Below are 26,633 nucleotides of genomic sequence, written 5' to 3'. Positions count from 1 at the left end.
TTAAATCTCTAAAAACACACATAACTATGAATAAAGTTTTAAACCTGTTTGCACTTATAATTTTTAATGCTGCTTTTTCGCAGATTCCTACCTTAGAAGTCGAAAATCAAAAAAAGAATCCCGTTATCTTACAGGAAGCTAAGATTGAGACAAAGATCTTAGGAAATCTTGCAACCACTACTGCAACGTATACATTTTACAATCCAAGCAATAGAATTTTAGAAGGTAAACTCACTTTTCCGCTTCCGGATGGTGTGAGTGTGAGCGGATATGCATTGGATATTAACGGGAAGCTTCGAAATGCAGTTCCCGTTCCGAAAGAACGGGCAAAAGAAGTTTTTGAAAGTGTTGAAAAAAGAAATATAGATCCGGGAATTATCGAAAAAGTTAGCGGAAACAATTTCAGAACGAGAATTTATCCGATTCCTGAAAAGGGAAAAAGAACCGTTCAGATTACCTATCATCAGGAATTAAGGAATGCGGTGGCTGATTATCAGTACTTTTTAAGTTTTGCCAATGCAACTACAATTCCTAAGTTTTCTCTGAAAGTCTGGATTAATGAAAGTGCTGCAACTCCTAAAATTCTTGAAAATCCGGATGGAAGTTTCGCTTTTCAGAAAGAAGGAAAGCAATGGATTGCGGAAATCAATAAAGTGAATTTCACTCCTCACGAGAGTTTGAAAGTAACCATTCCGAAAATAGGTAAGTCTGCAAATATTTTGTTACAAAAAGCTTCTGGAGATCAATCTTATTTTGTAGCTAACATCAATAACGAATTTTCTCAAAAAGAGAAATCAAAATCACAAACAATAGCCATTATTTGGGATAATTCTTTCAGTGGATCAAAAAGGAACCGAGATAAAGAACTTAATTTTCTAGATGCTTATTTTGCTGATAATAAAGAGGTAACTGTTTCTTTCGCTGTTCTTAATAATACACTGGAAAAAGCGGAAGAATTTAAAATTTTTCAGGGCAACTGGAGTGCATTAAAAAATAAAATACTCAATCTGAGATATGATGGAGGAACAGATTTTAGTGCTTTAAAAGAAATAAATGATACCGAAGAATATCTTCTTTTTTCGGATGGAATTTCCAATTTTGGAGATCTTACGATGAAGTTTAAAAAGCCTTTGTACAGTATTTCAAGTACACCGACTTCGGATTTTAATACCCTGAGATTATTAGCACAGCAATCGGGAGGTAATTTTATTAATTTAAATGAACTAGATACAGAATCTGCATTTAAAGCGTATAAAAAACTTCCAATACGATTTTTAGGATTTAAAGAAAATACAAATATTCAGGAGTTGTTTCCTAATGAGGGATCGGTTGTGAGTGAACCCATTAATCTTTTCGGAATTTCTCCGGCGGATACAGGAAAACTTACAGCTGTTTTTTCTGTAGGAGATGAAAAATATGAAATTCCAGTAGATTTTAGTACGGCTTCTCAGGCAGACAATTGGCAGATTGCACAGTTTTGGGCACAAAGAAAAATAAATGAACTGGAGCTGAACTCTACAAAAAACCGTAACGAGATTAAAACTATAAGTGAACAATTTGGTGTGGTAAGTAAAAATACAAGTCTTATTGTGTTGGAAAATGTAAATGATTATGTTCGCTATCATATTACTCCACCGAAGGAATTGTTGGATGAATATCAAACCATTGTTTCACAAAATAAACGAAATGTTTTAGAACAAAGAAAAAACCTTCTTTCCAAAGCTTTTGATAAAACCCGGGAACTTAAAATTTGGTGGAATACCGAATTTAAACCTTCGGAAACAAAAAAATATCCTACGACAATTTCTAATCAATCGATAAGAGATTCAGCTAATGCTGAAAGAAGTATAGAAGAAGTAGTAGCTGTGGGGTATAGCAGTACTGCAAATAATGCTGTTGCGAGAGAAGTTTCAAGTTCTGTTAAAATGGAATCTAAAGCAAAATCTAGCGGCAAAGTTACTTTAGTAGATGTAGAAAGTACGGAAGAATACATGAAAGATTTCCAAAACCTGCAGTCTGCGGATGTTATTTATCAAAAATATTTGGAAAACCGTTCAAAATATGAAAAGCAGGTTTCTTATTATTTTGATATTTCTAAACTGCTTTTTAAAAAGGGAGATAAAGTACTTTCATTAAGGGTTTTAAGTACTTTAGCAGAACTGGATCTGGAAAACGAAGAATTGTATAAAACAATTTATTATCTGCTAAAACAAAGAGGTCATTATGAAAAAGAGCTTTGGATTACTCAGAAAATTCTGGAATGGAGACCATTTGATGCTCAAAGTCACAGAGATTACGCATTAGCATTGGTTGATAATAAAAAACCTCAGGAAGCTTTAAATGTTTATAAAGCATTGTTGTATCAGGAATTTACTGATGAAATTTCTGTACGTGACAACGGAATTGAGGAAATCCTTATCATGGAAATCAATAATATTCTAAGCCAGTATAAAAATGTAGACGGAAGTAAAATAGATGATCGCTTGAAAGCAACTCTGCCTGTTGATATTCGCGTGGTTATCAATTGGAACAAGGATAATACGGATATTGATCTTTGGGTAACCGATCCTAAAGGTGAAGATTGCTCTTATTCTCATAAATCAACTGATATTGGTGGAAGATTAAGTAATGATTTTACACAAGGTTTCGGTCCCGAACAGTTTTTGCTAAAAAAAGCAGTGAAAGGAAAATATAAAATTCAAACCAACTTTTTTGGGGAACGACAAAATGTACTTTCCGGACCAACGACCATTATGGCTGAAGTTTATCTTTATTATTCGGATGGAAGACAAGAAAGAAAAATTGCCGTTTTCCAGAGTCAGAAAGAAAATAAACAGGAAAATGACAGTAAAATTCTGATTGGAGAATTTGAGTTTTAGAAAAAATCATATAAATTGCCGAAGATTTAAGCTTCGGCAATTTTTTTGTTCAGGTACAGCGAACAGAAGCTTAATTTACAACTCAAATTCAAAGAATTATTCAAAATGAAAATCATCGCAGTTATTCCCGCACGTTACGAAGCAAGCCGTTTTCCGGCTAAATTAATGCAGTTATTGGGAGAAAAAACGGTTATCACAACAACGTATCAGAATGTTGTGGAAACGGGGTTATTTGATGAAGTTTTTGTCGCAACAGATTCAGAAATTATTTTTGATGAAATTATAAAAAATGGTGGGAAAGCAGTGATGACCGGTCAACATGAAACAGGAAGTGACCGGATTGCAGAAGCTGTACAACATATTGACTGTGATATTGTTATCAATGTTCAGGGGGATGAACCGTTTTTGAAATTAGAACCTTTAAAACAGCTTATTGAAGTGTTCCATCACGATGAAAATCAGGAAATTTCTTTGGCTTCATTAAAAATAAAACTGACTGAAAAAGAAGAAATTGAAAATCCCAATAATGTAAAAGTGATTACAGATAATAACGGGTTTGCTCTCTATTTCAGTCGTTCTGTAATTCCTTTTCACAGAGAAATTTCTTACCATGTAGATTATTTTAAACATATTGGTGTTTACGCTTTCAGAAAACATGCTCTAATTCAGTTTTCAAAATTGGAAATGAAGCCTCTGGAAATTTCTGAAAAAATTGAATGTATCCGTTACCTTGAATATGGTATGAAAATCAAGCTCATAGAAACCAACTTTATCGGAGTGGGGATCGACACGCCGGAAGATTTGGAGAAAGCGAGAAAATTAATTAGCTAAACTGTAAAACCGAGAGTTGGAAAATTGTTTAAAATTAACGGTTTTTACGATTTTGCATCTTTACAAATTCACCATAAAAGCCTTATATTTGAATTTATAAATAAAATTAATGAAGAAGTTACTTTTAGTTTTCGTCCTGATATGTTCGCAATTGTCTTTTGCACAGACAGCAAAGGAGATTATAGATAAAAACATCGAATTGTCCGGAGGATTAACGAATTGGAAGCTTTTAAATTCAGTATTCCTTCAAGGGAAAGTGGTGCTGGGAATTAAAGATGAATATCCTGTGAAAATTTATCAGCAACGTCCCAATCTTACTAAAACGGTTCTTACGATCAATAATAAAGAAACGGCTATTGAAGGGTATGACGGAACAAAAGGGTACGCGATGAACTACGCAACCAATAAGCTTCAGGAATATGCAGATTATAAACCCGAAAGTTTTGACAATGATTTTATTGATTGGGAAAATAAAGGTTTTGAAGCAAAATATCTAGGAAAGGAAAAAATAGGAAATATCTATTGCCATAAAGTTGAACTAACTAAAAATGTAAATAAAAACATCTATTATTTTGATACAAGAACTTACATGTTGTTGAGAGAAATAAAAAAAGAGGAAACCTTAGATTATTCTGATTATAAAAGAGTTGGAAATCTTTCAATGCCTTTCAGAATAGAATCTTCGAGTACGAAAAAGGACGGAGATTATGTCATGTTATTGAATAAAATAGAGATCAATAAAGTGTTTCCGGCAAATATTTTTAAATTCTAAATACATAGTAAAAATGAGAAAGATCTTAATACTGCTACTTTCCTTTGTAGCATTTTTCAATAGTTGTGCTCAGAAAAAGAGTGAAGTGTCTAAAGCTAAAACCAAAGAACTTATGGGAAAATCAATATACGATTTTAAAGTTGATGCCTTGGAAGAAGGAAAACAGATCAATTTTGCAGATTTTAAAGGTAAAAAAATCCTTATCGTAAATACAGCTTCAGAATGTGGATTTACTCCACAATATGCTGATCTGGAAAAAGTATATGAAGAATATAAGGATAAAGTAGTGGTTGTAGGTTTCCCTGCCAATAATTTCGGTGGACAAGAACCCGGAACCAATCATGAAATCGGAGCGTTTTGCCAAAAAAATTACGGGGTAACTTTCCCTATGGCTGCTAAAGTTTCTGTGAAAGGTGATGATACGGCACCGATCTTTAAATATTTAACGGAAAAAGAATTAAACGGAGTAAAGAATTCAACGATTGCCTGGAATTTCACAAAATTCTTAATTGACGAAAACGGAAAATTAATTGACTCGTTTGTAAGTTCTACAAAACCTACGGATGAAGCGATTATAAAATATTTGAAATAATAATTTGAAATATAGCAGTGTAATAAATGGACCAATATTGAATTTGGTGATTGTTACACTGCTATATTATTAGATTGTTACAGTGTTTACTCATTACTTTTCTCCGCAAAACAAGAGATATTCCCAAGTTTGATACTTGAATAACCATTGCTTTTTATTTTTGAAGATTTGATCATTGCTTTAGCTAAAATATCGGTAGGTAAGGGTTTCTGACTTTCCAAAAGGCCCAATTTATTGGCAAATTTTATAATTCTGCTTCCTAAAACTTCTCCGGCTCTGTCAGAATCTTTTCTTTCAAGCATTCCGGGGTTGAAAATAGTGATTTTAGTAAAATGGAGTTGTTTTACAGCTTCTTCAAGCTCTCCTTTCATTTTAGAATAAAAAATTTTTGAATTGGGATTGGCTCCATAAGCAGAAACTAAAATATAATCTTCTACATTATTCTCTTTGGCTGCCTTTGCAAATTCATATTGATAATCATAATCTACTTTTCGCTGTGCATCTTTACTTCCGGCAGTTTTTAAAGTGGTTCCGAGACAGGAAAAAACAACATCTCCTTTTACCATACTTTTCCATTCCTCGGGTTTTTCAAAATTAACAATATGAACGTTGAGCTTATTGTTTTGAATATCAATTGGTTTTCTAACAAAAACATCGACCTCTTCAAAATCTTTATCATTGAGTAACTGATTGACCAAATCTTTTCCTGTGGCACCTGTAGCACCGATTACGAGAGCTTTCATAATAATGTGGTTTGTTAGTAATGATGTTTTCCTTCTTAAATTTACTAAATTTGAAGTAAAGTTTTATATTTAAATATGAAAAATGAGATGTTGAGTATGAAAACATTATAAATATTTCACTAAAAAACAGTGAATTAGAAAATATCTACTAAGTTTGTCAAAACGTATTAAATAATAAAATTACTCATTACCAATTACTTATTACTCATATAAAAACATGGATGCAAACGAAATTTTAGACTATTGTCTTGCGAAAAAAGGAGTTACAGAAAGTTTTCCTTTTGATAATGAAACCCTTGTGATGAAGGTAGGAACGAAAATGTTTTTACTGATAGCCTTAGAAAAACAACCTTTAGGCATTAATGTAAAAACCGATCCGGAATGGAGTGCAGAACTTCGTGAGCAACATCCACAAATAACCGGAGCATTTCATATGAATAAAACGCATTGGAATTCGGTGATGGTAGATGGTTTGAAAAGAGACTTAATTTTGAAAATGATTGACCAATCGTATGATCTGGTATTTAAATCTTTAACAAAAAAAGCAAAAGAAGAAATTTTAAATACTTAGAATTCAAATACTTCCGTTAATATTTTGTCTTCGTCCAGTCTTTCAATTAATTTTTCAAGTCCTTCGAATTTGATTTCGTCATGAAGAAAATCTCTGAATTTTACAGTAATTTTTTCATCATAGATATCTCCTTCAAAATTAAGGATATAAACTTCAACAGTTAATTTTTCTCCATTGACGGTAGGATTGGTTCCGACACTCAACATTCCTTTATATTGCTGACCTTTTACAAAGACTTCAACAATATAAGCACCTTTCTTAGGTAAAAGTTTAATGGAATCTGTGTCGATATTGGCAGTCGGATAGCCGATCGTTCTTCCAATCTTTTTCCCATGAACAACCGTTCCGGAAACAGAGTAGGAGTAGCCCAACATTTCATTGGCATCCTTGATGTTTCCTGCTAGAAGAGCATTTCGAACCTTGGTAGAGCTGATATTATTTTCATGAATATTAATGGCTTCCATTTGTTCAACCTCAAAATCAAGTTCTTTTGACAGTTTTTGAAGCAATTCAAAATTTCCGCTTTTGTTTTTTCCGAAGGAATGATCATAACCAATAATTAAATATTTTACATTTAACTTATCAATTAAAATTTGACGAACAAATTCTTCCCCGGTTAAATTTCTAAATTCGTCATCGAATTCTTTTAAAAAAAGATGATCAATGCCGTATTTTTCCATCAGTGATTTCTTTTCTTCCAATGTATTCAGAAGTTTTAAATCTTCATTAGGATTAAAAACAAACCTCGGATGTGGCCAAAAAGTAAGAACAGCAGTCTCAAGATTGTTTTCTGAGCCTATTTTTAATAATTCATCAATAATACTTTTGTGCCCAAGATGTACCCCGTCAAACATCCCTAAAGACAATGCTAGAGGGGTCTGAGAAGTATAATCTGTGAAATTCTTGAAAACTTTCAAAACGGAAAAAAATTTGACTGCAAATATAAAGCCTTTAAAATTATCTATTATTATATCGTAAGAGTTATTTTCAAGTTATGATTTTGATACTATCTATTTTTATCCTGCTTATAATTCGGCTATAAATTTTCCTGTTTCATAAAATCTAGGTAAATTGCATGATTAGCAAAAATATTTAAATATTAAAATCCAAATTTTAGATTCTCCCAAAAGCATGATAAAAATCTCGTTTTTACCAATTGTGGGTTTATGAAGAATCATTATATTTGCACCAAGAAAAAATTTAGCAATGGCAAACCAAATTAAAGGTAAAATTTCTCAAATTATTGGTCCGGTAATCGACGTTGTCTTCAGTGATGTGGAAGCTGTTCCAGCAATCTATGACGCGTTAGAAATTACAAAAGAAAACGGTGAAAAAGTAGTTTTAGAGGTAGAACAACATATTGGCGAAGATACAGTAAGATGTATCGCAATGGACGCTACTGACGGTCTTAAAAGAGGGCAAGACGTAATTGGATACGGAAATCCTATTATGATGCCAATCGGAGAGGCTGTAAACGGAAGACTATTCAACGTTGTTGGTGATGCTATCGACGGACTTCAAAATATTTCTAATGAAGGTGGTCTGCCAATTCACAGACCAGCTCCAAAATTTGATCAACTTTCAACTTCTGCAGAAGTTTTATTTACAGGTATTAAAGTAATCGACTTAGTTGAGCCTTACGCAAAAGGAGGTAAAATTGGTTTGTTCGGAGGTGCTGGTGTAGGTAAAACAGTATTGATCCAGGAGTTGATTAACAATATTGCAAAAGGACACGGAGGTCTTTCAGTTTTTGCCGGAGTAGGTGAAAGAACGAGAGAAGGAAATGACCTTTTGAGAGAGATGCTAGAATCTGGAATCATCAAGTATGGTGAAGATTTCATGCACTCTATGGAAAACGGAGGTTGGGATCTTTCTAAAGTAGATTTAGAAGCGATGAAAGATTCAAAAGCTGCATTCGTTTTCGGACAGATGAACGAGCCACCTGGTGCAAGAGCTAGAGTAGCACTTTCTGGTCTTACATTAGCTGAGTACTACAGAGACGGTGGAGAAAGCGGACAAGGTAGAGATGTACTTTTCTTCGTAGACAACATCTTCCGTTTTACACAGGCTGGTTCTGAGGTATCTGCACTTCTTGGTCGTATGCCATCTGCGGTAGGTTACCAACCGACACTTGCTTCTGAAATGGGTGCAATGCAGGAAAGAATTACTTCAACTAAAAATGGTTCAATTACTTCAGTACAGGCGGTTTACGTACCTGCGGATGACTTAACTGACCCGGCTCCTGCAACTACGTTTGCTCACTTGGATGCAACTACGGTACTAGATAGAAAAATTGCTTCATTAGGTATTTATCCAGCAGTAGATCCACTTTCTTCTACTTCTAGAATCCTAAACCCTGAAATTTTAGGAGATGATCACTATAACTGTGCTCAAAGAGTAAAAGAAATTCTTCAAAGATACAAAGCTCTTCAAGATATCATCGCTATCCTTGGTATGGAAGAACTTTCTGAAGAAGATAAATCAGTAGTTTACCGTGCGAGAAAAGTTCAGAGATTCTTATCTCAGCCTTTCCACGTAGCTGAACAGTTTACAGGTATTCCAGGATCATTGGTAGATATCAAAGATACAATCAAAGGGTTCAACATGATTATGGATGGTGAATTGGATCACTTACCAGAAGCAGCTTTCAACTTGAAAGGAACTATTGAAGAAGCTATTGAAGCTGGACAAAAAATGTTAGCTGAAAACGCTTAATAAATTAGACATAAAGATAGCAGATACTAGACATGAGACTTTTAAGTTGTCTGAAATCTGAAATCTGAAATCTTCAAATCTAAATTAAAATGAATATAAAAATTTTAACACCAGAATACGTAGTTTTTGAAGGAGAAGTAGACTCAGTATTATTGCCTGGAAAAAATGGTGAATTCCACATCATGAAAAACCACGCAGGAATTGTTTCTTCTTTAGTTGGTGGTAAAGTAAAATTATATGCTAATTCTGTTGATGAAGCATATGCCAAAAACTTTACTAAAGAAAATGATAAAGATTCTGTTTTTTCTTACCCAATCAAAAGCGGTGTTGTAGAATTTAATCATGATAAAGGAATCATCCTTTGTGAATAATTAAATGAAAAGCTAAATATATTTTCAAGAAAGTGTAACTTTGGTTACACTTTTTTTATTTCATGTAAAAATGTGATTTTATGAAGAAAAGTTTAATCATTTTATTTACAATTCTGGGATTATTTTTTAAAGCTCAGGAAATTAGGACAAAAAGAGGAATCGTAAGTATTGATGGAGTTCATGTTGCTAAGGTTTCCAATAAATCCAATGAATATACTTTTTTGGATTTAAAAGAGACCCCAATTTACACCATAGAATTTATAGATAAAAGTGTAGTAGATTCTGTAAGAGATAGTTACATAAAATTAAACAGAGTTTATAACCGGGATAAAACGTTAGAACTCGATTATATTTCTCCATCAGCATTTTCTGGGGAAGAAAAATCAGCAGTGTATACATCCATCAAAGGATTGAAACTTATTGATAATAAGGGAATTAATGTTAAAAATATTGATGAACTTTTTAAAAACTCTCCTAAAAGAAAACTTGATACAAAAACTAAGGATGCCTATACAACAAGAAGTAAAATTGACAGACTGAATATTACGGTAAACAGTGTGGGAGAAATTTTAAGTAACGGTAAACCAGTAGGTTACTTTACAAATTTGCCAGTTAGTTTTGGTTCTGAAGATACAATTTCTGAAAAAACTTTTGTAGATATTGAAATCTATGATGCTAATAGTAAGTATATTGGAAGATATATTACGACAACCAAACAGATCAAAACGGCAGGTGGGAAAATTTTTACTTTGTATAGAGAAATGTCTGGTCGTGCTTCAATTTTAAAATTTCCGACGTATAAAGCAATTGCTGAACGAATGGCAATTTTGGATCCGAATTTTATTAAAATCCAGGATAAGATAATTGTAGGTGAAGTAAAAAAAGATGGTGTTGAGAAATAACATGTTATTGCTATAAATAATAAAAAATCCTGAAAATTTTTCGGGATTTTTTTATTTTCAGAAAGTGTAATAAGAGAAAAATTTTTAAACTATAAACTCAAAATCACTCCGTTTTCTTTCAAGTGTTGCATTGGCTTTGAGAACCAAAATAATTCAAAATCATCAAGATTTTCTTCAAAATTTGCCTTAAGTTGCTGAAGGGTAATGGTTTTAGAATTTCCTATAAAGTTTTCTTCAATAATTTTTACCAACCATTCCGCCTGTTCTTGATCCAAATCAATAGTTGCAATGTTCGTTTTTAAATGGAATGTAAGTTGTGTATACGGGTAAGTATATTTTTTTTTTGTTTTTACGCGATTCTCAGCGATTACGTTTTTTGTCAAAAATATAACTTTTGAATTTCCTTTAAATTTAAAATCATTATTTTCAAGCAAGCAATCATGAATATGATCCGGATGAACAGTTGTTTTGGGAATTTTAAAATCAAACCATTCCTGAAGAGAAAGTTCGAAATTAATTCCATGCATATAATTGAACAAAGATTTTTTTAAACCAAAACTAAATTTCCCATGATCGATTCCGGTTTTATCTGTAAAATCAATATCGTTGTTAGCAAACAAAATTTCCTGCTTGATCGGAGTCACTCCAAATTCTTCAGGATTCAATCCGACAGGTGAGTGAGCAGTCATGGCAAACTGATGCCAAAATCCACTTTGCAGAATTCCCATTTCAAATAATTGGCGAACCATTTCCAAAGAGTCAACAGTTTCCTGAATGGTCTGAGTCGGGTAGCCATACATCAGATAAGCATGAATCATAATTCCTGCTTCTGTAAAATTTCGTGTGACTTGGGCAACTTGTTCTACGGAGATTCCTTTGTCAATTAATTTTAACAATCTGTCGCTCGCAACTTCAAGTCCTCCTGAAACTGCAACGCATCCGGAAAGTTTTAATAGAAAACATAAGTCTCGGGTAAAACTTTTTTCGAAACGAATATTGGTCCACCAGGTTACCACAAGATTTCTTCTCAAAATTTCTAAAGCAACTTCTCTCATCAAAGCGGGTGGAGCTGCTTCATCTACAAAATGGAATCCTGTTTCACCAGTGGTTCGAATCAATTCTTCCATTCTGTCAACTAGAATTTTTGCAGAAATGGGTTCGTAAATTTTTATATAATCTAAAGAAATATCACAGAAAGTACATTTTCCCCAATAACAACCATGAGCCATCGTTAATTTATTCCATCTTCCGTCGCTCCATAAACTGTGCATCGGATTGGCAATTTCTATAACGGAAATGTATTTATCTAATTGTAAATCAGTATAATCGGGAGTTCCGATTTCAGATTGTTTATAATCGTGTCTTTTAGAATTGTTTTTATATGTAACTTCTTGATTTTCAATTAAAAAAGTTCTTTTAAATTGAGATTCTTCGTTTTGCTCAGAATGACAAATATTTTCGTAGAGTAATTCAAGAGGAACTTCACCATCATCTAAAGTAATGAAATCAAAAAATTCAAATACCCGCTTATCTTTTACTTCTCTTAGTTCCGTATTTGGAAAACCTCCCCCCATTGCAATTTTTATGTTGGGATAATTGGCTTTAATAAATTGTGCACATCGAAAAGCTGAATATAAATTTCCAGGGAAAGGAATGGAAAAACAAATTAATTTAGGTTGAGTCAATTCCAGTTTTTCCTGAAGAATTTTTAAGGTAAACCCATCAATAAACGTTTGATTATCTGATAGTTTTGAATACAATTCATCAAAAGAATTGGCACTTTTTCCTAATCTTTCCGCATATCTACTGAACCCGAAATCAGGATCGATATTTTCCACAATATAATCGGATAGATCTTCTAAGTATAAGGTAGCCAAATGTTTGGCTTTATCCTGAAGACCCATATTTCCGAAAGCAAATTCCATATCATCAAGCTGATTAAATCTGGAAGCTTCAGGAAGAAAATTCATAGAGCAGATTTGTCTCGCCAATGTTGGAGTCTTACCTTGTAAAAAAGAAATTACTTGCTCAATCGTTTTTATATATTCTTCTCTTAATGCGAAAATTCGCTGAGAGTTTTCTGAAACATGTTGTAAATCAATTTCTTTATTGAAAATTTTCTGAATTCCGTCTTTTGAAAATAATTCTATAATAACTTCTATTCCCAAATCTACCTGATAGCTGGAAATATTTTTGGTGTTCAAAAATCCTTTGATATAAGCCGTTGCCGGATAAGGAGTATTGAGTTGGGTAAAAGGCGGAGTAATGAGAAGCAGATCTTTCAAGAGAAAATTTTTACAAATTTATTTTAAATAATTGAATTTTTATGAATGGTTTATTTTGAATAATATTCTTTTATTTTTCAATTTCAATTGATTTTTTACTGTCTGAAATAACGTTTAAAATAACCCCGATTAAAATTAAAATGATTCCTAAAAAAAGATTGAAAGTAAATTTTTCATGAAACATTGAAACACTAATCAGGACAGCAACTACTGGTTCCAAAGCTCCTAAAATTGCAGCGGGAGTGGAGCCAATGTCTTTAATAGCATAGACTAAACATAGACTTGAGATAACTGTCGTCAGGAAAGCAAAAATTAAAAAATTGAAAAAAGTATTGAGTGACGGAATCATAAAAGATTCATTACCCATCATTGCTTTTACCATAAAAAATCCGGAAGTAAACAACATGGAATAAAATGAAAGTTTAAATCCTGAAGCCTGTATGTTGGATTTGTTTACTATAACAATATACAAGGCGTAGAATATTGAACTAAGCATCACAATTCCTAAACCGGCATAATTGATTTCCAGACTATTTCCTTTTAAGCAAAGCACAATAACTCCGGCAAATGCTAAAAACAACGATCCTACGGAAAGGTTTGTCAATTTCTCTTTATAAAAGAAAAACATAATGAGCGCTACAATAACCGGATAGATAAATAAAACGGTTGATGCTATTCCTGCAGTAAGATAATCATATCCTAAGAATAAAAATTCTGAGGAAAGTGCATAACAGATTCCGAGGATTGTAAATATCAGCAGTTCCTTTTTGCTGAGTAAAAAGCTTTCTTTGGAATAGAGTAAATAGCCTCCAATCATTAAAGCTGAAAACAGAAATCTATAGAATAAAGTAATGTCTAAAGAAAAGTGACCATGTTTGATGGGTAAAATAAAAATAGGGAGCAACCCGTAAGAAATTGCAGAAATAATACCCAAAACATAACCTCTCAGCTTCATTAATTATTTATTGTATAAATTCGTTTTTATAGAATATTATTTATAAAAAACCACTGAGTGAATTTCAGTGGTTTTTTAATTTTATTATTAAATCGGTTTGAAACTTAAACCTTGTTCTTCTAATAATTTTTGTTCCTGCTCTTTATAGTAACCACTTACTAATTTATCGTGAATTGCTTCAAATGCTGCAAGAGTTTCGTTGATTTCTGCATCGGTATGGGATGCTGTAGGAATTAATCTTAGTAAAATCATTCCTTTAGGTATTACAGGGTAAACCACTACAGATGTGAAGATTCCGTACTTCTCTCTCAAGTCTTTTACCAACAGAGTAGCTTCTACTGGACTTCCCTGCATCATAACCGGAGTTACGCAAGTATTGGTATCTCCAATGTTGAAGCCTCTTTCTTTAAGACCGCTTTGTAGTTTATTTACATTTTCCCAAAGCTTAGCTTTAATTTCAGGTCTTGTTCTCAATAGCTCCAATCTTTTCAATCCTCCGATTACCATTGGCATTGTTAAAGATTTAGCAAAAATTTGAGATCTCAAATTAAATTTTAGGTATCTGATGATTTCTTTGTCTCCTGCAAGGAAAGCTCCAAAACCAGCCATAGATTTAGCAAAAGTTGAGAAATAAACATCAATCTGATCTTGGCATTCTTGTTCTTCTCCAGCTCCGGCTCCTGTTTTACCAAGCGTTCCGAAACCATGAGCATCATCCACTAAAAGTCTGAATTGATATTTAGATTTTAGCTCACAGATTTCTTTCAGTTTACCTTGTTGTCCTCTCATCCCGAAAACTCCTTCCGTGATCACAAGAATTCCACCTCCTGTTTCTTGAGCTACTTTGGTTGCTCTCTGAAGGTTTTTTTCTAAACTTTCAATATTATTGTGCTTGTAAGTAAATCTCTTACCAGCGTGAAGCCTTACACCGTCTACGATACAAGCGTGAGAATCAACATCATAAACAATGACATCATTTCTTCCTACCAATGCATCGATAGTAGAAACCATTCCTTGGTAACCGAAATTTAACAGATAAGCAGATTCCTTTTGAACGAAATCGGCCAATTCTCTTTCCAATTGTAAGTGTTGTTCAGTTTCTCCGGACATTGCTCTTGCTCCCATAGGATAGAACATTCCGAATTCTGCAGCAGCTTTTGCATCTGCTTCTAAAACTTCCGGATGATTACACATTCCCAGGTAATCATTTGCACTCCAGAAAATTACTTCTCTTCCTTGGAACTGCATTCTAGGACCAATAGGACCTTCTAATCTAGGGAAAATAAAATAACCTTCTCCGTAGTCTGCAAATTGTCCAAGAGGTCCTGGATTTTCTTTTATTCTTTCAAAAATATCCAACATTTTATTAGTAATTTTTAAGTAAAAAAGCCTTTTATGATCTACAAAAAAGGCTTGATTTGTATAATAAATTTATTTCTTCTTATTTAATGAATTCCGTTTTGAAAACTTCATCATAATTATGAACACAGTTGTTGATGAATCCCTGTTCTTCCATCCATTTGTCGCTGTACACTTTGGTAATGTATCTTGACCCATGATCCGGATATATTAAAACAATGATATCGTTTTCAGAAAGCTCATGAGATTGCGCATATTGCATCAATGCCTGAGTAACCGCTCCTGTAGTATAACCTCCCATTATTGCTTCTTTTAAAGCAATTTCGCGGGTTCTGTAAGCAGACATCTCATCGTTTACTCTTACAAATTCATCAATTTTATCAAAAAGCAGGGCAGAAGGAATTAAATTTTTCCCCATTCCTTCGATCTGATAAGGGTGAACATCTTCTTTACGAATTTCACCGGTCTCATGATAGCTTTTAAGAATAGAACCGTCGGCATCTACACCGATCACTTTGATAGCAGGATTTTTTTCCTTTAAAAATTTTGCTGATCCTGATAAAGTTCCACCTGTTCCAGTGCAGGCAAAAAGGTGAGTAATTTTACCTTCTGTCTGTTCCCAAATTTCAGGACCTGTGGTTTGGTAGTGGGCATCAATATTTAGTTCATTAAAATATTGATTGATGTAAACTGAATTTGGTGTTTCTGAAGCGATTCTTTTAGCAACTTCATAGTAAGATCTAGGGTCATCTGCAGGTACATTAGCAGGGCATATGTAAACCGTAGCTCCAAGTGCTTTAAGATAAGCTATTTTTTCTGGCTTTGTCTTATCACTTACAGCAAGTATACATTTATATCCTTTAATGATGCAAACCATTGCAATAGAAAAACCGGTATTTCCGGAAGTAGTTTCTACAACTACAGAATCTTCTTTTAATAAGCCTTTTTTCTCAGCGTTTTCTATAATGTGAAGTGCAATTCTATCTTTAGTGGAATGTCCAGGATTATATGATTCTAACTTGGCATAAACGGTTGCAGGAATATCTTTTGTAACAGTATTTAGCTTCACCATAGGAGTGTTTCCTATTAGGCCAAGGATATTATCGTAAACATTACTCATTATTTGTTATTTTCAATAAAAATCTGACGGCAAAAATACAAAAAAATAAATAATTTCTAAACTTTTGTTGGGTTTGAAACTATTGATTAAATAAAAAAATATTTTTATTTTGTTTTTTTCGCGATACTGACTTCGCAAATACTGCGCCAAATTTTTAAATTTTGTTAAAATCCCTATAGAATGATCTAAAAACGTTATTTTCGCATAATTGATTTTATACTATGAAAAACTGGACTTTTAGGCGATGGAACACCCTTCTCGGATGGGTGGTTTTTGTCATTGCATTTTTCACTTACCTTTCGACCATAGAGCCCAATTTTAGTTTTTGGGATTGTGGAGAATATATTTCTTCAGCAGTAAAGCTGGAAGTGACACACGCACCGGGAGCAGCTTTGTTCCAGATTGTGGGAGCAGTCGCTGCCATTTTTGCTTTTGGAAATGGTGAAAATTATTCAATTGTTATTAATGGAATGTCTGCATTATTCAGTGCATTTACTATTCTGTTTTTGTTCTGGACGATCACTCATTTTGTAAGAAGACTTCTGAACAAAGATTTTGAAGAAATTACAAAGCATCAGGAAATATCTATACTTTTTGCAGGTATAATAGGTGCTTTATGTTTTACTTTTTCAGATACGTTTTGGTTTTCGGCAGTAGAAGGTGAAGTATATTCTATGGCTTCTATGTTTATTGCTTTATTAGTTTGGTTGATTACTAAATGGGAAAATGAATATAAAGATGCGGCCAGCGAAAGATGGATCATTCTTATTTTCTTTATTTTAGGCCTTTCTGTAGGGGTGCACATGATGTGTATGTTGGCAATTCCTGCGGTTTGTTTAGTATATTATGCTAGAAATTATCAGTTTACCTGGAAGAATTTTATTTGGGCTAACTTGATTACTCTTGGGATTTTAATTATTGTTTTTAAAATTATTTTCCCATTGATCATGACGATGTTTGGAAGACTGGAAATTTTCTTTGTAAACGGTTTAGGACTTCCTTTCCATTCAGGAACTATTGTGGCATTTATTTTAATGGTGGCAATTTGCTATTTCCTTATTAAATATGCCAGAAAAGCAAAAAGAAATGTATTCCAGACGATTGCATTATCAGTTGTTTATATGATTATCGGTTTCTCTTGCTGGATGGTAATTCCTATCAGAGCGAATGCAAACCCACCAATGAACCTTAATGATCCTGATACGGCAATTGGTATGCTGGATTATTATAACAGAGAACAATACGGAGATTGGCCAACTTTCTACGGACAGAACTATACGGCGTTTTTAGACGCGAAAGGGATCGAAAAAAATGAAGATGGAAGTTTTAAAACGGTTAAAACAGGTGATATCTACGAAAAGGATGAAAAAACCGGAACGTATAGAAAGACTGGGGACAGATTTAACTATGTTTTCAATAAATCACATGTAAGTTTAATGCCGAGAATGTTTAATGAAGATAAATCAGTGATGTCAAACTACATTTCTATGTATGGAGCACCGGATTTTACTTTTAATTATGACAATGAAGATATTGCTGACGATCCACAGGCAAAACAAATTTTTGAGGAACTGAGAGCAAAATATGAAGACGGATCTATCACAGCAGCAGATTATTTAAAAGTAAAACCTTATGATTTAATCAATGTGCAGAAGCCTTCTCTTGCTCAGAATATGGACTACTTCATTACGTTCCAAAACGGATATTATTTTGCAAGATATTTGATGTGGAACTTTGTAGGAAGACAGAATGATTTGGAAGGAAGCAGTGAAAATACAAGAGGAAACTGGATTTCAGGGATCTCATTTATAGATGATGCAATGTGGGGAAATCAGGAGGCAATGCCTGCGAAATTCAAAAATGAAAGCACGGTTAAGTTTTTCTTTTTACCATTAATTTTAGGTTTAATTGGGTTCTTTTTCCAATTGAATAGAGATTTCGGAAGATTTTACGCCTTGTTATCTTTATTCATTTTAACAAGTGTCGGAATTGTTTTCTACACGGGAGTAAAACCATTTGAACCGAGAGAAAGAGATTATGCAATGGTAGGCTCGTTCTATGCGTTTGCCATTTGGATAGGATTGGGAGCTGGAGCTATTCTGTGGTTTTTACAATCTAAAATAAAGTCTAATGCAGCGAATATTCTTGCAGGAGTTGTTTTATTAGGAGTTCCTTTTATGATGGGCTTCCAGAATTATAATGTACACAACAGACACAACAGATATACTTCTTATGATTATGGATATTCAATCTTGAAATCTTTACCGAAGAATGATATTTTATTTGTGTATGGAGATAATGACACGTATCCGGTTTGGGCGATTCAGGAGACTGAGAGATTCCGTGATGATGTGAAAGTGGTGAACTTTACTTTAGCATCTACACCTTGGAATTTGGATCAGGTGAAAAGAAGAACATATAATGCAGCAGGAATTCCTGGTATACTTACTCATGACGATTACAGAGACGGAGTAAATGATCAGATCTATTTAATGAAAAAAGATGATTGGGAAGGATTCTTTTCAATGTTGAAACAGCAAGGAGCTCCGGAAACTGAATTTCAGTCGTTCAGAAAATATCTTACTCAGGATTCAATGACTTTGAAAGAAGCGCTGAACTTCATTAAGATGAAATCGCCTGAAAAAGACGAATTGTTGAAAATGTATTTTGGAGAAGAGAAATATGAAAAATATAATATTCTTCCTGTAACCAAATTTATCTTACCTGTAAATAAAGAAAATGCAGTAAAAGCAGGAATCATCAATGCAGCAGATCTTCCAAAGGCAGCGAATCAAATCATGATTGATTATAAGGCAAATACATTGTATAAGAGTAACCTTATCATGCTTGACCTTCTTGCTAACTTTGACTGGAAAAGACCTGTAAGTTTCTCTTCAGGAGGTATCTATGACAGTGAAAATATATTCTATCTTGATGAATATCTTCAGTTTGACGGATTCAGTTATAGATTAATTCCTATCCATACCCCTCAAACTCCGGACGGAGAATTGGGAAGAGTAGACGCAAACTCGCTTTATAATGTAGTGAAAAACTACAGATGGGGTAATTTCAAAGACCTGAACACGCATTTCGATGAAACAGCTACTTCAAACATTATGAGCTATAGAAGTTCTGCAAGTAGAGCGGCTGCAGAATTAGCATTAAGCGGTCAGAAAGCAAAAGCATTAGAATTATTGGATCTTGCTTCAAAAGAAATTCCTGTGGAGAAATACAATGATCCACGTTCATTAAGCTCAATGGTTTACGGATATATCGTTTCCGGGAAAGAGCAAAAAGCTTTAAAATTGGCTGATGTTCTTAAAAAAGGAATCTTTGAAGAATATGAGTATTATCTGAAACTAAATCCGAAAGATCAACGAATGATCGGAAGAGAAATGAGAAGCAAACCAATGGAATACTCATTAGTGGTTTCTGCAGTTACAGATGCTTACAGAAAGATAGGACAAAAAGAGAAAGCTTATAATTATCTTGTAAAATCAATCGAGCCTATTGACAGTAAGTTTAACAGATTTGTAGAAAATCTTAAAGAAATGGGTAAAGAAAAAGCAATCCATGAATCTGAAAAAGTACAAAAGATAACCCCTTTCTACCAGTATTTATTTGATGTGATGGAACCGTATGATTCTACTTATTCCAAAGAAAAAGAAGAACAGATTACCAACGCAATTATAAAAGCAACACAATAACATATTCACTAAAACGGAACTTCGGTTCCGTTTTTTATTTGTTGATATTCAGAAATTTTACAATTATCTTTGTCAAAACTAAAAATACAGAATGACTGAATCTCAGAATAAATACCTTCCCATTTATGCTCTTTTTTTTGCAATTATTGTAAAGCTTTATTTTTTGCTTACCCATCATATTCAGGAAGATGCTTTTATTACCTGGAGAGTCGCTCAGAATTTGATGGATTACGGAGTCATAGGGTTCAACGGAACCACTAAGATTTCAGCATCTACTACGCATTTGTATGTTTTTGTATCCTACTTTTTTAATCTGATTTTTGGGAAAGAGAATTTTATAGAGCCTTTGCTGATTTTTAATACCGTACTCTTTACAATAGGAAGTCTGTTTCTTTCACATTTGATATTTAAAAATCCTTGGCATAAAGCAATTTTTATCTTTCTTTTTGGCATACTCCCGCCTTCTATAAAGATTTCTATTTTAGGAATGGAATATGGAATTCTGTTCTTTTTAGAAATGGCTTTGCTGTATTATGGCTTTAAAAAAGAGAAAAAATGGGCTTTATTCATTTTACCTGTGTTGATTTTATTTACGAGAATAGACTCGGTAATTTTCTTAGGAATTGTTTTTTTAGTAGCTGTTTTTTGGAATCGAAAAATAAGATGGAGCTATGTTTTGGGAGGAATTTTAGGAGTTAGTGTGGCACTGGCTTTTAACTGGTTTTATTTTGGAGAATTGATCAATAATACGATTGTTGCAAAGCAATTGCGATATGATCATCATTTTACTTTCCAACAAAATTGGGATTATTTCAGACTGAATTATGGGAACTTTTGGGGAATGCTCAAATTACCCGGAGATTTTAACCCGTTTACAATTATTATAGCTGTTTTTGAAATCGTATGTTTCATCTTTATCATAAGACAGAAAGAGCAAAAGCAAAGGAACCCGTTTTTATGGATGATTTTTATTTTTGCCTGGACGAAACAAATTATCTTTCTTTCACAGAAAAGTCTTTTTGATTGGTATTACTGGATCCCTCAGATTTTACTTTTTGTTCCGGTTCTTATTTTTGTGTTAGAGCAGAAAGAAAAAAGAAACCTTTGGCTGAGTTCACTTATCATTTTTTATATCCTTCCTATGTTGGCTTTTCAGACGGTACATTCCATTGCAACAGGAAACGGAGAATGGAATTACAGAAGATCAATCGGACTTTATCTGGATTTGTATGAAAAAGATAAAAAACAATGGATTCTGCTTGAACCTGCGGGTTATGTTCCGTACTTCTCAGGACTTAAAACAATTGATGAAGTAGGGCTGGTTGATCAGCAGATTCAGGAGGAAATCAAAAAAGATAAAACCAATTACTGGATTAATACGGTAAAGAAAAGAAAACCTAAATATCTGCTTTCCTATAAAAATTTATATACTGAAAAAGATGCTGAATATTATAAAGAACATTACAAACTTCTAAAAGAATTCCGCATCAAAGATCATCTGAACAGTCAGAATAAGATTCTTGAAAAAATTTACCATTTAAAACCATCCGGAACAGATTATAATTTATACGAAAGAATTAAATAGTATAGCAACTCAACGATTTAACGATTTAACAACTCAACAAACTCACCAACTATGAAATACTGTGCTTTTCTCCGCGGAGTTAATGTAAAAGGAACAAACATGAAAATGGCAGATGTTTGCCAGGTATTCAAAAAAGCAGGCATGAGTGATGTTATTTCTATTCTGGCTTCCGGAAATATTATCTTTTCATCGGATAAAAAAGCAGGAGAGTTAAAAGAGATTCTTGAAAAAGCAATGTCGGAACATTTCTCTTACGAAGCCTATCTTTTTATTAAATCTCAGGAAGAAATAGAGCAATTCTGGAATGGAAATCCTTTTGAAAAAAATGAAGAACTTCATTCCTATACCTTTGTTGGAAATGACGGTGTTGAAAAAGTTCTGATGCAGGAATTCGAAAACGCAGTAAAAGCAGCTCATGAAGATGCTAAAATCGTAAATAATATTTTCTACTGGCAGGTTCCGAAAGGAAATACATTGGATTCCACTTTTGGGAAAATTCTTGGTAAGAAAAGTCTGAAAGACCAGTTTACGAGCAGGAATATTAATACTTTTGAAAAGATTCTAAAGAAAATAAGCTGACAATTTATAGTCTTGAAAGTTTGAGTACAGCGAAATACAATTCATCTTGTTCGGCATAATATTCTTTAATTTCTCCTTCATTTTCAAATTCTGAAATGTTGAATCCTTCTTCTATGTCATTATAGTATAAAACAAGATTTTTATATTTTGCAACCACCCAGAAACCATTTCCATCATCTCCATATTCATGTTCAGACCATTTAATGGGATTAATTTTAACTTTATTCCAGAAATTTAAAAGTTCTGTTTTCATATCATTTTCACCTTTTGAAATTTCAGTTGATAATTCTTCAAAAGATATAGGTTCCCAATTCATAGTCATGGATAGTTTATAATTTATAAGAATCAAAAATAAAATTATAACCGTTAAAATAAAAGTATTATTTATTCCTATTGACGAAATAGTCAAAACCATGACTTAAAGAAATTAAAAATTTCCGATTCTGAAACTTTCTCAGTATTTTTACTGAACTTTTTAATAAAAAATAAAATGATTCAGTATTTAGATAATATTCATCACAAAGATTCAAAAAACTTTTTCCTTATTGCCGGTCCTTGTATTATTGAAGGCGAAGATATGGCACTTAGAATTGCCGAAAAAGTGGTAGAATTAACCAATAAATATAATATTCCGTACATTTTTAAAGGGAGTTTCAAAAAAGCCAACAGAAGTAGAGTAGACTCGTTTACGACGATTGGTGAAGAAAAATCGCTGGAAATTCTTAAAAAAGTGGGAGAAACATTCAATATTCCTACAACTACAGACATTCATGAGAACGAACATGCGGCTTTAGCGGCTCAATATGTTGATGTTCTGCAGATTCCTGCCTTTTTAGTACGTCAGACCGACCTTTTGGTGGCTGCTGCAAAAACAGGAAAATGTGTGAGCTTGAAGAAAGGACAATTTCTCTCTCCGGAATCTATGAAATTTGCCGTTCAGAAAGTTACCGATTCAGATAATCCGAGAGTAGCTATCATTGAAAGAGGAAACTCTTTCGGATATACAGACCTGATTGTAGATTACAGAGGAATTCCTACCATGAGAGAATATGCACCTGTTATTCTAGATGTTACCCATTCTTTACAACAACCTAATCAAAGCTCTGGAGTTACAGGAGGAAGACCGGATCTTATTGAAACAGTGGCAAAAGCAGGAATTGCAGTAGGAGTAGACGGAATTTTCATAGAAACGCATCCGACACCGGAAACCGCTTTATCTGATGGTGCGAACATGTTAAGACTAGATTTATTAGAAGATTTATTACAAAAACTCACAAGAATTAGAGAATCCATTTTGTAATTGTTAAAAAAACATTAATTTTAGAAATCCTTAAAATATTTCTTTTGAAAAAACTAGTTTTACCACTGAGCTTAATGGCTCCTCTGTTTGTATTTTCTCAGACAAAAAAGAAAGATACTACAACTAGAGTTACCAATATAGAGGAAGTCGTTTTCCAGAGACAATCAGGAAAAACAACCGACCTTTCCGCTGTAAAAATTTCAGCAAAAGATGCTCAGAATGTTGCGAGTCTTGCAGGAGGTATCGAAGGAATTCTTAAAACCTTACCTTCCGTAAATTCAAATACTGAGCTTTCTTCTCAATATATGGTTCGTGGTGGAAACTATGACGAAAACCTGATCTATATTAATGATATTGAAATCTACAGACCTTTCCTGATTAGAAACTCTCAGCAGGAGGGAATGAGTATCATTAATCCGGATATGGTCTCTACGGTTAATTTTTCGGCAGGAGGTTTTGAAGCAAGATATGGAGACAAAATGTCTTCAGCTTTGAACATTTATTACAGAGAGCCTAAAAAATTAGAACTTTCGGGAGAAGCAAGTCTTATCGGAGGAAGATTAACTACTGGGTTAGCTTCAAAAAATAAGAAACTGACCGCTTTATTTTCAGGAAGGTACAGAAATACCAATTTAGTATTGAATACCTTAAATGAAGATACGGATTTCAACCCTACGTATTGGGATTTTCAGTCGTATATCAATTATCATATCAGCGACAAATTTTCACTTTCATTCATAGGATATTACTCTAAGAATGATTACGAAATGGTTCCTAAGTCAAAAAGCGTAACCTTTGGAACTCTTCAGCAGCCTATTATGGTTAATATCGGATATGCAGGAAGAGAACAGGATATGTATAAGAATATGATGGGAACATTCTCTATGAATTATAAACCGTCAGATAAGTGGAGATTTACTTTAGACAGTTTTTCGTACCAGAATAGAGAAAAAGAATATTATACCATTCATTCCCAATATGAACTTCAGACATTCGATCAGGCAACCGGAGCTCCTGTTGTTTCATACGATGTAGGTGGTCAGATTGAAAGTGCAAGAAATGATCTTTTTGTAAGAACTTACGGAACGCAGTTCAGAGCACGTTTTTCACCTAACGTGAATTCGGATTTTGAAGTTGGTTTTAAATATGAAAAAGAAAACCTGAAAGATCTTACGAACGAATGGAAATTGGTAGATTCTGCCGGTTATAGTATTCCGACCCCTGCAAATATTAACGATCCTAGACTTAATGCGGCAGATCTTGAGTTGTTTTACAGCATCTCAGGGAAGAATCATATTCAGCCGACCAGATTATCAGCTTACGCACAATATTCCCAAAAATTCTATTGGGGAAGCAGTAAAGTATTTTTAAATGTAGGAGCAAGAGTTGCTAATTGGAGTTTCAATAAAGAAACCATATTCTCTCCGAGATTCCAGTTTGCGATAAAACCGGATTGGGAGTCGGATATGTTGTTTAAAGTGAATGGAGGTATTTATTACCAATCTCCTTTTTATAAAGAAATTAAAGATTTAGAAGGTAATTTCAACTCTGATATAAAATCTCAGCGCTCAATCCAACTTGTATTGGCGAATGATTATGAGTTTGAGATGTATGACCGACCATTTAAACTGACTACTGAAGCTTATTACAAAAAAATGGATAACCTTATTCCTTATTATATGGATAATGTTAGAATCCGTTATTCAGGAAAGAATAATGCTTCTGGGTATGCTTATGGAATTGATACCAGATTATTCGGTGAATTTGTTCCGGGCGTAGATTCATGGTTATCTGCAAGTTATGCAAGAGTTTATGAAAATATTGACGGAAGAGGAAATATTCCGAGACCTACTGACCAAAGACTAAGATTTGCAATGTTTTATCAGGATTATATGCCGAGATTTCCTTCCATGCGTGTAAACCTTACTTTGGTATATGCAATGGGATTGCCAAACGGAGCACCTGTGTTTACAGATCCTTATCAATATCAGAATACACTTCCTTCCTATAAAAGGGTAGACCTTGGGCTTTCTAAAGTATTTATTGATAGAAAAGACAATAAAAAAACATACGGTTTCTGGAGCAATTTCGAAGAGTTGACATTAGGAGTTCAGGTGTTTAATGCATTTAATATTAATAATACAGTTGCCAACCAATGGATTACCGATTATAATTCCAACCTGATGTATCCGGTTCCGGTTCGTCTGACAGGAAGGTTCTTCAATGTTAAACTTGAATTTAAATTATAAGACAAAAGCTTCTGAAATATCAGGAGCTTTTGTCTTTCCCAAATTTTATAACAAGAATACAAAATTCTATAACCTTCATATTAAAGATATTTTTAACTTTGTCTCAATGAAAAAGTTTCTGGCAATATTGTTTTCTGTTTTCTACTTCGGATTTTCTTCCGGGGCAGCTTTCAGTGTACATTATTGTATGAAGGAATTGGCTTCTATAAGTCAGAAAGTTGATGATGTCTGCAGCAAATGCGGTGTTAAAACCAAAAAAGACTGTTGTAAAACCGAAATCAAAGTCGTAAAAGTTGACGATTCCCAAAAATCAGATTTTCTTAAAATTGATGTTTTAAAACAAATTCTGGAAGTTCAGACTCATGAATTTTTCTTTGTTGACCGATCTTTTTCAGTTACAAAATTTACTCAGATTCAAATCAATGCACCGCCGGAAAACCGGTCGGTTCCCATCTTTATTAATCATTGTAATTTTAGAATTTAGAATTCGTCAGTTGTCGTTTGATCTTTGATCATTACGGACGACATGGTTTGTCGCTTTATGCGATGATTACAATTCTTTACTTAAAAATTAATTCTAAAATTTAAAACAATGAAAAAATATATCATTACAGCAGCATTATCTTTATTTTCAGTACTTTCTCTTTCAGCACAATCTAAAAAAGATGCACAAGTTTCTAAATTGTATCAAAACTATATTGCCATAAAATCAGCTTTGGCTTCAGATGATGCAGATAAAACCTCGAAAGCAGCGGCAGAATTCATTAAAACCGCTTCAGCAATTGATTATAAGCAGGTTTCAGAAGGAAATTTAAACATCCTTAGAAAAGACGCTACTGCAATTTCAGATGCGAAGACAATCAACGCTCAAAGAGAAACTTTTTACAATCTTTCTGATAATATGATTGGCTTAACGAAAGAATTTAAGCTTTCAGAAAATCCGATCTACGTTCAGTATTGTCCAATGGCAGACGGAAGCTGGCTGAGCGACGAATCTAAAATCGTAAATCCTTATTACGGAAGCTCTATGCTTTCTTGTGGAAGTGTAAAGTCAACGATTAAATAGTTTATTTATCTTATTTTAAATTAATAAGTTGTATAGCTTAAGTTAGAATTGA

22 protein-coding genes are annotated in these 26,633 nt (G+C 33.4%); 15 read left to right on the top strand and 7 right to left on the bottom strand.

Annotation, left to right across the window (positions count from 1 at the left end; all coding sequences use genetic code 11):
• Positions 1 to 26 precede the first annotated feature (26 nt).
• From LV842_RS01880 to LV842_RS01865, 4 genes are all read left to right on the top strand, one after another.
• Positions 27 to 2,879, top strand: a complete 2,853-nt coding sequence (locus LV842_RS01880; protein WP_233109764.1) for a VIT domain-containing protein — start codon at positions 27 to 29, stop codon at positions 2,877 to 2,879.
• Between the two features lie 105 nt (positions 2,880 to 2,984).
• A complete protein-coding gene (gene kdsB, locus LV842_RS01875; protein WP_233109763.1) occupies positions 2,985 to 3,710 on the top strand; it encodes a 3-deoxy-manno-octulosonate cytidylyltransferase in 726 nt (241 codons plus the stop codon).
• Positions 3,711 to 3,819: 109 nt separating this feature from the next.
• A complete protein-coding gene (locus LV842_RS01870) occupies positions 3,820 to 4,482 on the top strand; it encodes a histidine kinase (protein ID WP_233109762.1) in 663 nt (220 codons plus the stop codon).
• 13 nt (positions 4,483 to 4,495) lie between these two features.
• Entirely contained in the window at positions 4,496 to 5,074 is a 579-nt protein-coding gene (locus tag LV842_RS01865) for a glutathione peroxidase (protein WP_233109761.1), read from the top strand.
• 86 nt (positions 5,075 to 5,160) lie between these two features.
• On the opposite strand, the gene LV842_RS01860 is transcribed toward LV842_RS01865, so the two are convergent.
• Entirely contained in the window at positions 5,161 to 5,817 is a 657-nt protein-coding gene (locus LV842_RS01860; RefSeq protein ID WP_233109760.1) for an NAD(P)H-binding protein, read from the bottom strand.
• Positions 5,818 to 6,034: 217 nt separating this feature from the next.
• Between LV842_RS01860 and LV842_RS01855 the strand changes: the two genes are divergently transcribed.
• Positions 6,035 to 6,388, top strand: coding sequence for an MmcQ/YjbR family DNA-binding protein (locus tag LV842_RS01855; RefSeq protein ID WP_233109759.1), 354 nt, complete (start codon positions 6,035 to 6,037; stop codon positions 6,386 to 6,388).
• Here the strand turns inward: LV842_RS01855 and LV842_RS01850 are convergent.
• Positions 6,385 to 7,305, bottom strand: a complete 921-nt coding sequence (locus tag LV842_RS01850) for a bifunctional riboflavin kinase/FAD synthetase (RefSeq protein WP_233109758.1) — start codon at positions 7,303 to 7,305, stop codon at positions 6,385 to 6,387. The genes LV842_RS01855 and LV842_RS01850 overlap by 4 nt on opposite strands.
• 289 nt (positions 7,306 to 7,594) lie before the next feature.
• On the opposite strand from LV842_RS01850, the gene atpD reads away from it, so the two are divergent.
• The 3 genes from atpD (at position 7,595) to LV842_RS01835 (ending at position 10,376) form a co-directional block, all read left to right on the top strand.
• On the top strand, positions 7,595 to 9,103 hold the full coding sequence (atpD, locus tag LV842_RS01845; RefSeq protein ID WP_233109757.1) for a F0F1 ATP synthase subunit beta: 1,509 nt from the start codon (positions 7,595 to 7,597) through the stop codon (positions 9,101 to 9,103).
• 89 nt (positions 9,104 to 9,192) lie between these two features.
• Positions 9,193 to 9,474 (top strand): FoF1 ATP synthase subunit delta/epsilon, encoded by a 282-nt coding sequence (locus tag LV842_RS01840; protein WP_233109756.1) that lies wholly within the window; start codon positions 9,193 to 9,195, stop codon positions 9,472 to 9,474.
• A gap of 80 nt (positions 9,475 to 9,554) precedes the next feature.
• Positions 9,555 to 10,376, top strand: coding sequence for a hypothetical protein (locus tag LV842_RS01835; RefSeq protein ID WP_233109755.1), 822 nt, complete (start codon positions 9,555 to 9,557; stop codon positions 10,374 to 10,376).
• Between the two features lie 89 nt (positions 10,377 to 10,465).
• Here the strand turns inward: LV842_RS01835 and LV842_RS01830 are convergent, their stop codons facing one another.
• The 4 genes from LV842_RS01830 to LV842_RS01815 form a co-directional block, all read right to left on the bottom strand.
• A complete protein-coding gene (locus tag LV842_RS01830) occupies positions 10,466 to 12,661 on the bottom strand; it encodes a B12-binding domain-containing radical SAM protein (RefSeq protein WP_233109754.1) in 2,196 nt (731 codons plus the stop codon).
• A gap of 70 nt (positions 12,662 to 12,731) precedes the next feature.
• Positions 12,732 to 13,616, bottom strand: coding sequence for a DMT family transporter (locus LV842_RS01825; protein ID WP_233109753.1), 885 nt, complete (start codon positions 13,614 to 13,616; stop codon positions 12,732 to 12,734).
• A gap of 87 nt (positions 13,617 to 13,703) precedes the next feature.
• The gene (locus LV842_RS01820; protein WP_233110056.1) at positions 13,704 to 14,975 is read right to left on the bottom strand and encodes an aminotransferase class I/II-fold pyridoxal phosphate-dependent enzyme; all 1,272 of its coding nucleotides are present in this window, start codon (positions 14,973 to 14,975) and stop codon (positions 13,704 to 13,706) included.
• 82 nt (positions 14,976 to 15,057) lie between these two features.
• A complete protein-coding gene (locus tag LV842_RS01815; protein ID WP_233109752.1) occupies positions 15,058 to 16,095 on the bottom strand; it encodes a PLP-dependent cysteine synthase family protein in 1,038 nt (345 codons plus the stop codon).
• A 221-nt stretch (positions 16,096 to 16,316) separates the two neighbouring features.
• On the opposite strand from LV842_RS01815, the gene LV842_RS01810 reads away from it, so the two are divergent.
• From LV842_RS01810 to LV842_RS01800, 3 genes are all read left to right on the top strand, one after another.
• Complete coding sequence (locus LV842_RS01810; RefSeq protein ID WP_233109751.1) at positions 16,317 to 19,802, top strand: protein O-mannosyl-transferase family; 3,486 nt, start codon at positions 16,317 to 16,319, stop codon at positions 19,800 to 19,802.
• Between the two features lie 91 nt (positions 19,803 to 19,893).
• Positions 19,894 to 21,387 carry an LTA synthase family protein gene (locus LV842_RS01805; protein ID WP_233109750.1) on the top strand — a complete coding sequence of 498 codons (1,494 nt, stop codon included), beginning with the start codon at positions 19,894 to 19,896 and terminating at the stop codon, positions 21,385 to 21,387.
• Positions 21,388 to 21,438: 51 nt separating this feature from the next.
• Positions 21,439 to 21,966: a DUF1697 domain-containing protein gene (locus tag LV842_RS01800; RefSeq protein ID WP_233109749.1), complete on the top strand. Its 528-nt coding sequence runs from the start codon at positions 21,439 to 21,441 to the stop codon at positions 21,964 to 21,966.
• A gap of 4 nt (positions 21,967 to 21,970) precedes the next feature.
• On the opposite strand, the gene LV842_RS01795 is transcribed toward LV842_RS01800, so the two are convergent.
• Positions 21,971 to 22,282 carry a hypothetical protein gene (locus LV842_RS01795; protein ID WP_233109748.1) on the bottom strand — a complete coding sequence of 104 codons (312 nt, stop codon included), beginning with the start codon at positions 22,280 to 22,282 and terminating at the stop codon, positions 21,971 to 21,973.
• A gap of 174 nt (positions 22,283 to 22,456) precedes the next feature.
• Between LV842_RS01795 and kdsA the strand changes: the two genes are divergently transcribed.
• From kdsA to LV842_RS01775, 4 genes are all read left to right on the top strand, one after another.
• Positions 22,457 to 23,266 carry a 3-deoxy-8-phosphooctulonate synthase gene (kdsA, locus tag LV842_RS01790; RefSeq protein WP_233109747.1) on the top strand — a complete coding sequence of 270 codons (810 nt, stop codon included), beginning with the start codon at positions 22,457 to 22,459 and terminating at the stop codon, positions 23,264 to 23,266.
• Positions 23,267 to 23,310: 44 nt separating this feature from the next.
• Positions 23,311 to 25,515 carry a TonB-dependent receptor plug domain-containing protein gene (locus LV842_RS01785; RefSeq protein WP_233109746.1) on the top strand — a complete coding sequence of 735 codons (2,205 nt, stop codon included), beginning with the start codon at positions 23,311 to 23,313 and terminating at the stop codon, positions 25,513 to 25,515.
• Positions 25,516 to 25,621: 106 nt separating this feature from the next.
• Positions 25,622 to 25,999, top strand: coding sequence for an HYC_CC_PP family protein (locus LV842_RS01780; protein ID WP_233109745.1), 378 nt, complete (start codon positions 25,622 to 25,624; stop codon positions 25,997 to 25,999).
• A 108-nt stretch (positions 26,000 to 26,107) separates the two neighbouring features.
• Positions 26,108 to 26,581: a DUF3347 domain-containing protein gene (locus LV842_RS01775; RefSeq protein ID WP_233109744.1), complete on the top strand. Its 474-nt coding sequence runs from the start codon at positions 26,108 to 26,110 to the stop codon at positions 26,579 to 26,581.
• Positions 26,582 to 26,633 lie beyond the last annotated feature (52 nt).

The sequence above is a fragment of the Chryseobacterium gwangjuense genome (assembly GCF_021311115.1).
In the GTDB taxonomy this organism is placed as follows: domain Bacteria; phylum Bacteroidota; class Bacteroidia; order Flavobacteriales; family Weeksellaceae; genus Chryseobacterium; species Chryseobacterium gwangjuense.
Note: the sequence above shows the minus strand (reverse complement) of the source record. Positions and strands in the feature narration are given on the sequence as shown.

Bases quoted from the DNA above. Each gene is read 5' to 3' on its own strand.
- LV842_RS01805 (WP_233109750.1), top strand. From the start codon at position 19,894: ATGACTGAATCTCAGAATAAATACCTTCCCATTTATGCTCTTTTTTTT.
- LV842_RS01855 (WP_233109759.1), top strand. From the start codon at position 6,035: ATGGATGCAAACGAAATTTTAGACTATTGTCTTGCGAAAAAAGGAGTT.
- LV842_RS01860 (WP_233109760.1), bottom strand. From the start codon at position 5,817: ATGAAAGCTCTCGTAATCGGTGCTACAGGTGCCACAGGAAAAGATTTG.
- LV842_RS01800 (WP_233109749.1), top strand. From the start codon at position 21,439: ATGAAATACTGTGCTTTTCTCCGCGGAGTTAATGTAAAAGGAACAAAC.
- atpD (WP_233109757.1), top strand. From the start codon at position 7,595: ATGGCAAACCAAATTAAAGGTAAAATTTCTCAAATTATTGGTCCGGTA.
- LV842_RS01780 (WP_233109745.1), top strand. From the start codon at position 25,622: ATGAAAAAGTTTCTGGCAATATTGTTTTCTGTTTTCTACTTCGGATTT.
- LV842_RS01810 (WP_233109751.1), top strand. From the start codon at position 16,317: ATGAAAAACTGGACTTTTAGGCGATGGAACACCCTTCTCGGATGGGTG.
- LV842_RS01865 (WP_233109761.1), top strand. From the start codon at position 4,496: ATGAGAAAGATCTTAATACTGCTACTTTCCTTTGTAGCATTTTTCAAT.
- LV842_RS01880 (WP_233109764.1), top strand. From the start codon at position 27: ATGAATAAAGTTTTAAACCTGTTTGCACTTATAATTTTTAATGCTGCT.
- LV842_RS01870 (WP_233109762.1), top strand. From the start codon at position 3,820: ATGAAGAAGTTACTTTTAGTTTTCGTCCTGATATGTTCGCAATTGTCT.
- kdsB (WP_233109763.1), top strand. From the start codon at position 2,985: ATGAAAATCATCGCAGTTATTCCCGCACGTTACGAAGCAAGCCGTTTT.
- LV842_RS01825 (WP_233109753.1), bottom strand. From the start codon at position 13,616: ATGAAGCTGAGAGGTTATGTTTTGGGTATTATTTCTGCAATTTCTTAC.
- LV842_RS01775 (WP_233109744.1), top strand. From the start codon at position 26,108: ATGAAAAAATATATCATTACAGCAGCATTATCTTTATTTTCAGTACTT.
- kdsA (WP_233109747.1), top strand. From the start codon at position 22,457: ATGATTCAGTATTTAGATAATATTCATCACAAAGATTCAAAAAACTTT.
- LV842_RS01795 (WP_233109748.1), bottom strand. From the start codon at position 22,282: ATGAATTGGGAACCTATATCTTTTGAAGAATTATCAACTGAAATTTCA.
- LV842_RS01840 (WP_233109756.1), top strand. From the start codon at position 9,193: ATGAATATAAAAATTTTAACACCAGAATACGTAGTTTTTGAAGGAGAA.
- LV842_RS01815 (WP_233109752.1), bottom strand. From the start codon at position 16,095: ATGAGTAATGTTTACGATAATATCCTTGGCCTAATAGGAAACACTCCT.
- LV842_RS01835 (WP_233109755.1), top strand. From the start codon at position 9,555: ATGAAGAAAAGTTTAATCATTTTATTTACAATTCTGGGATTATTTTTT.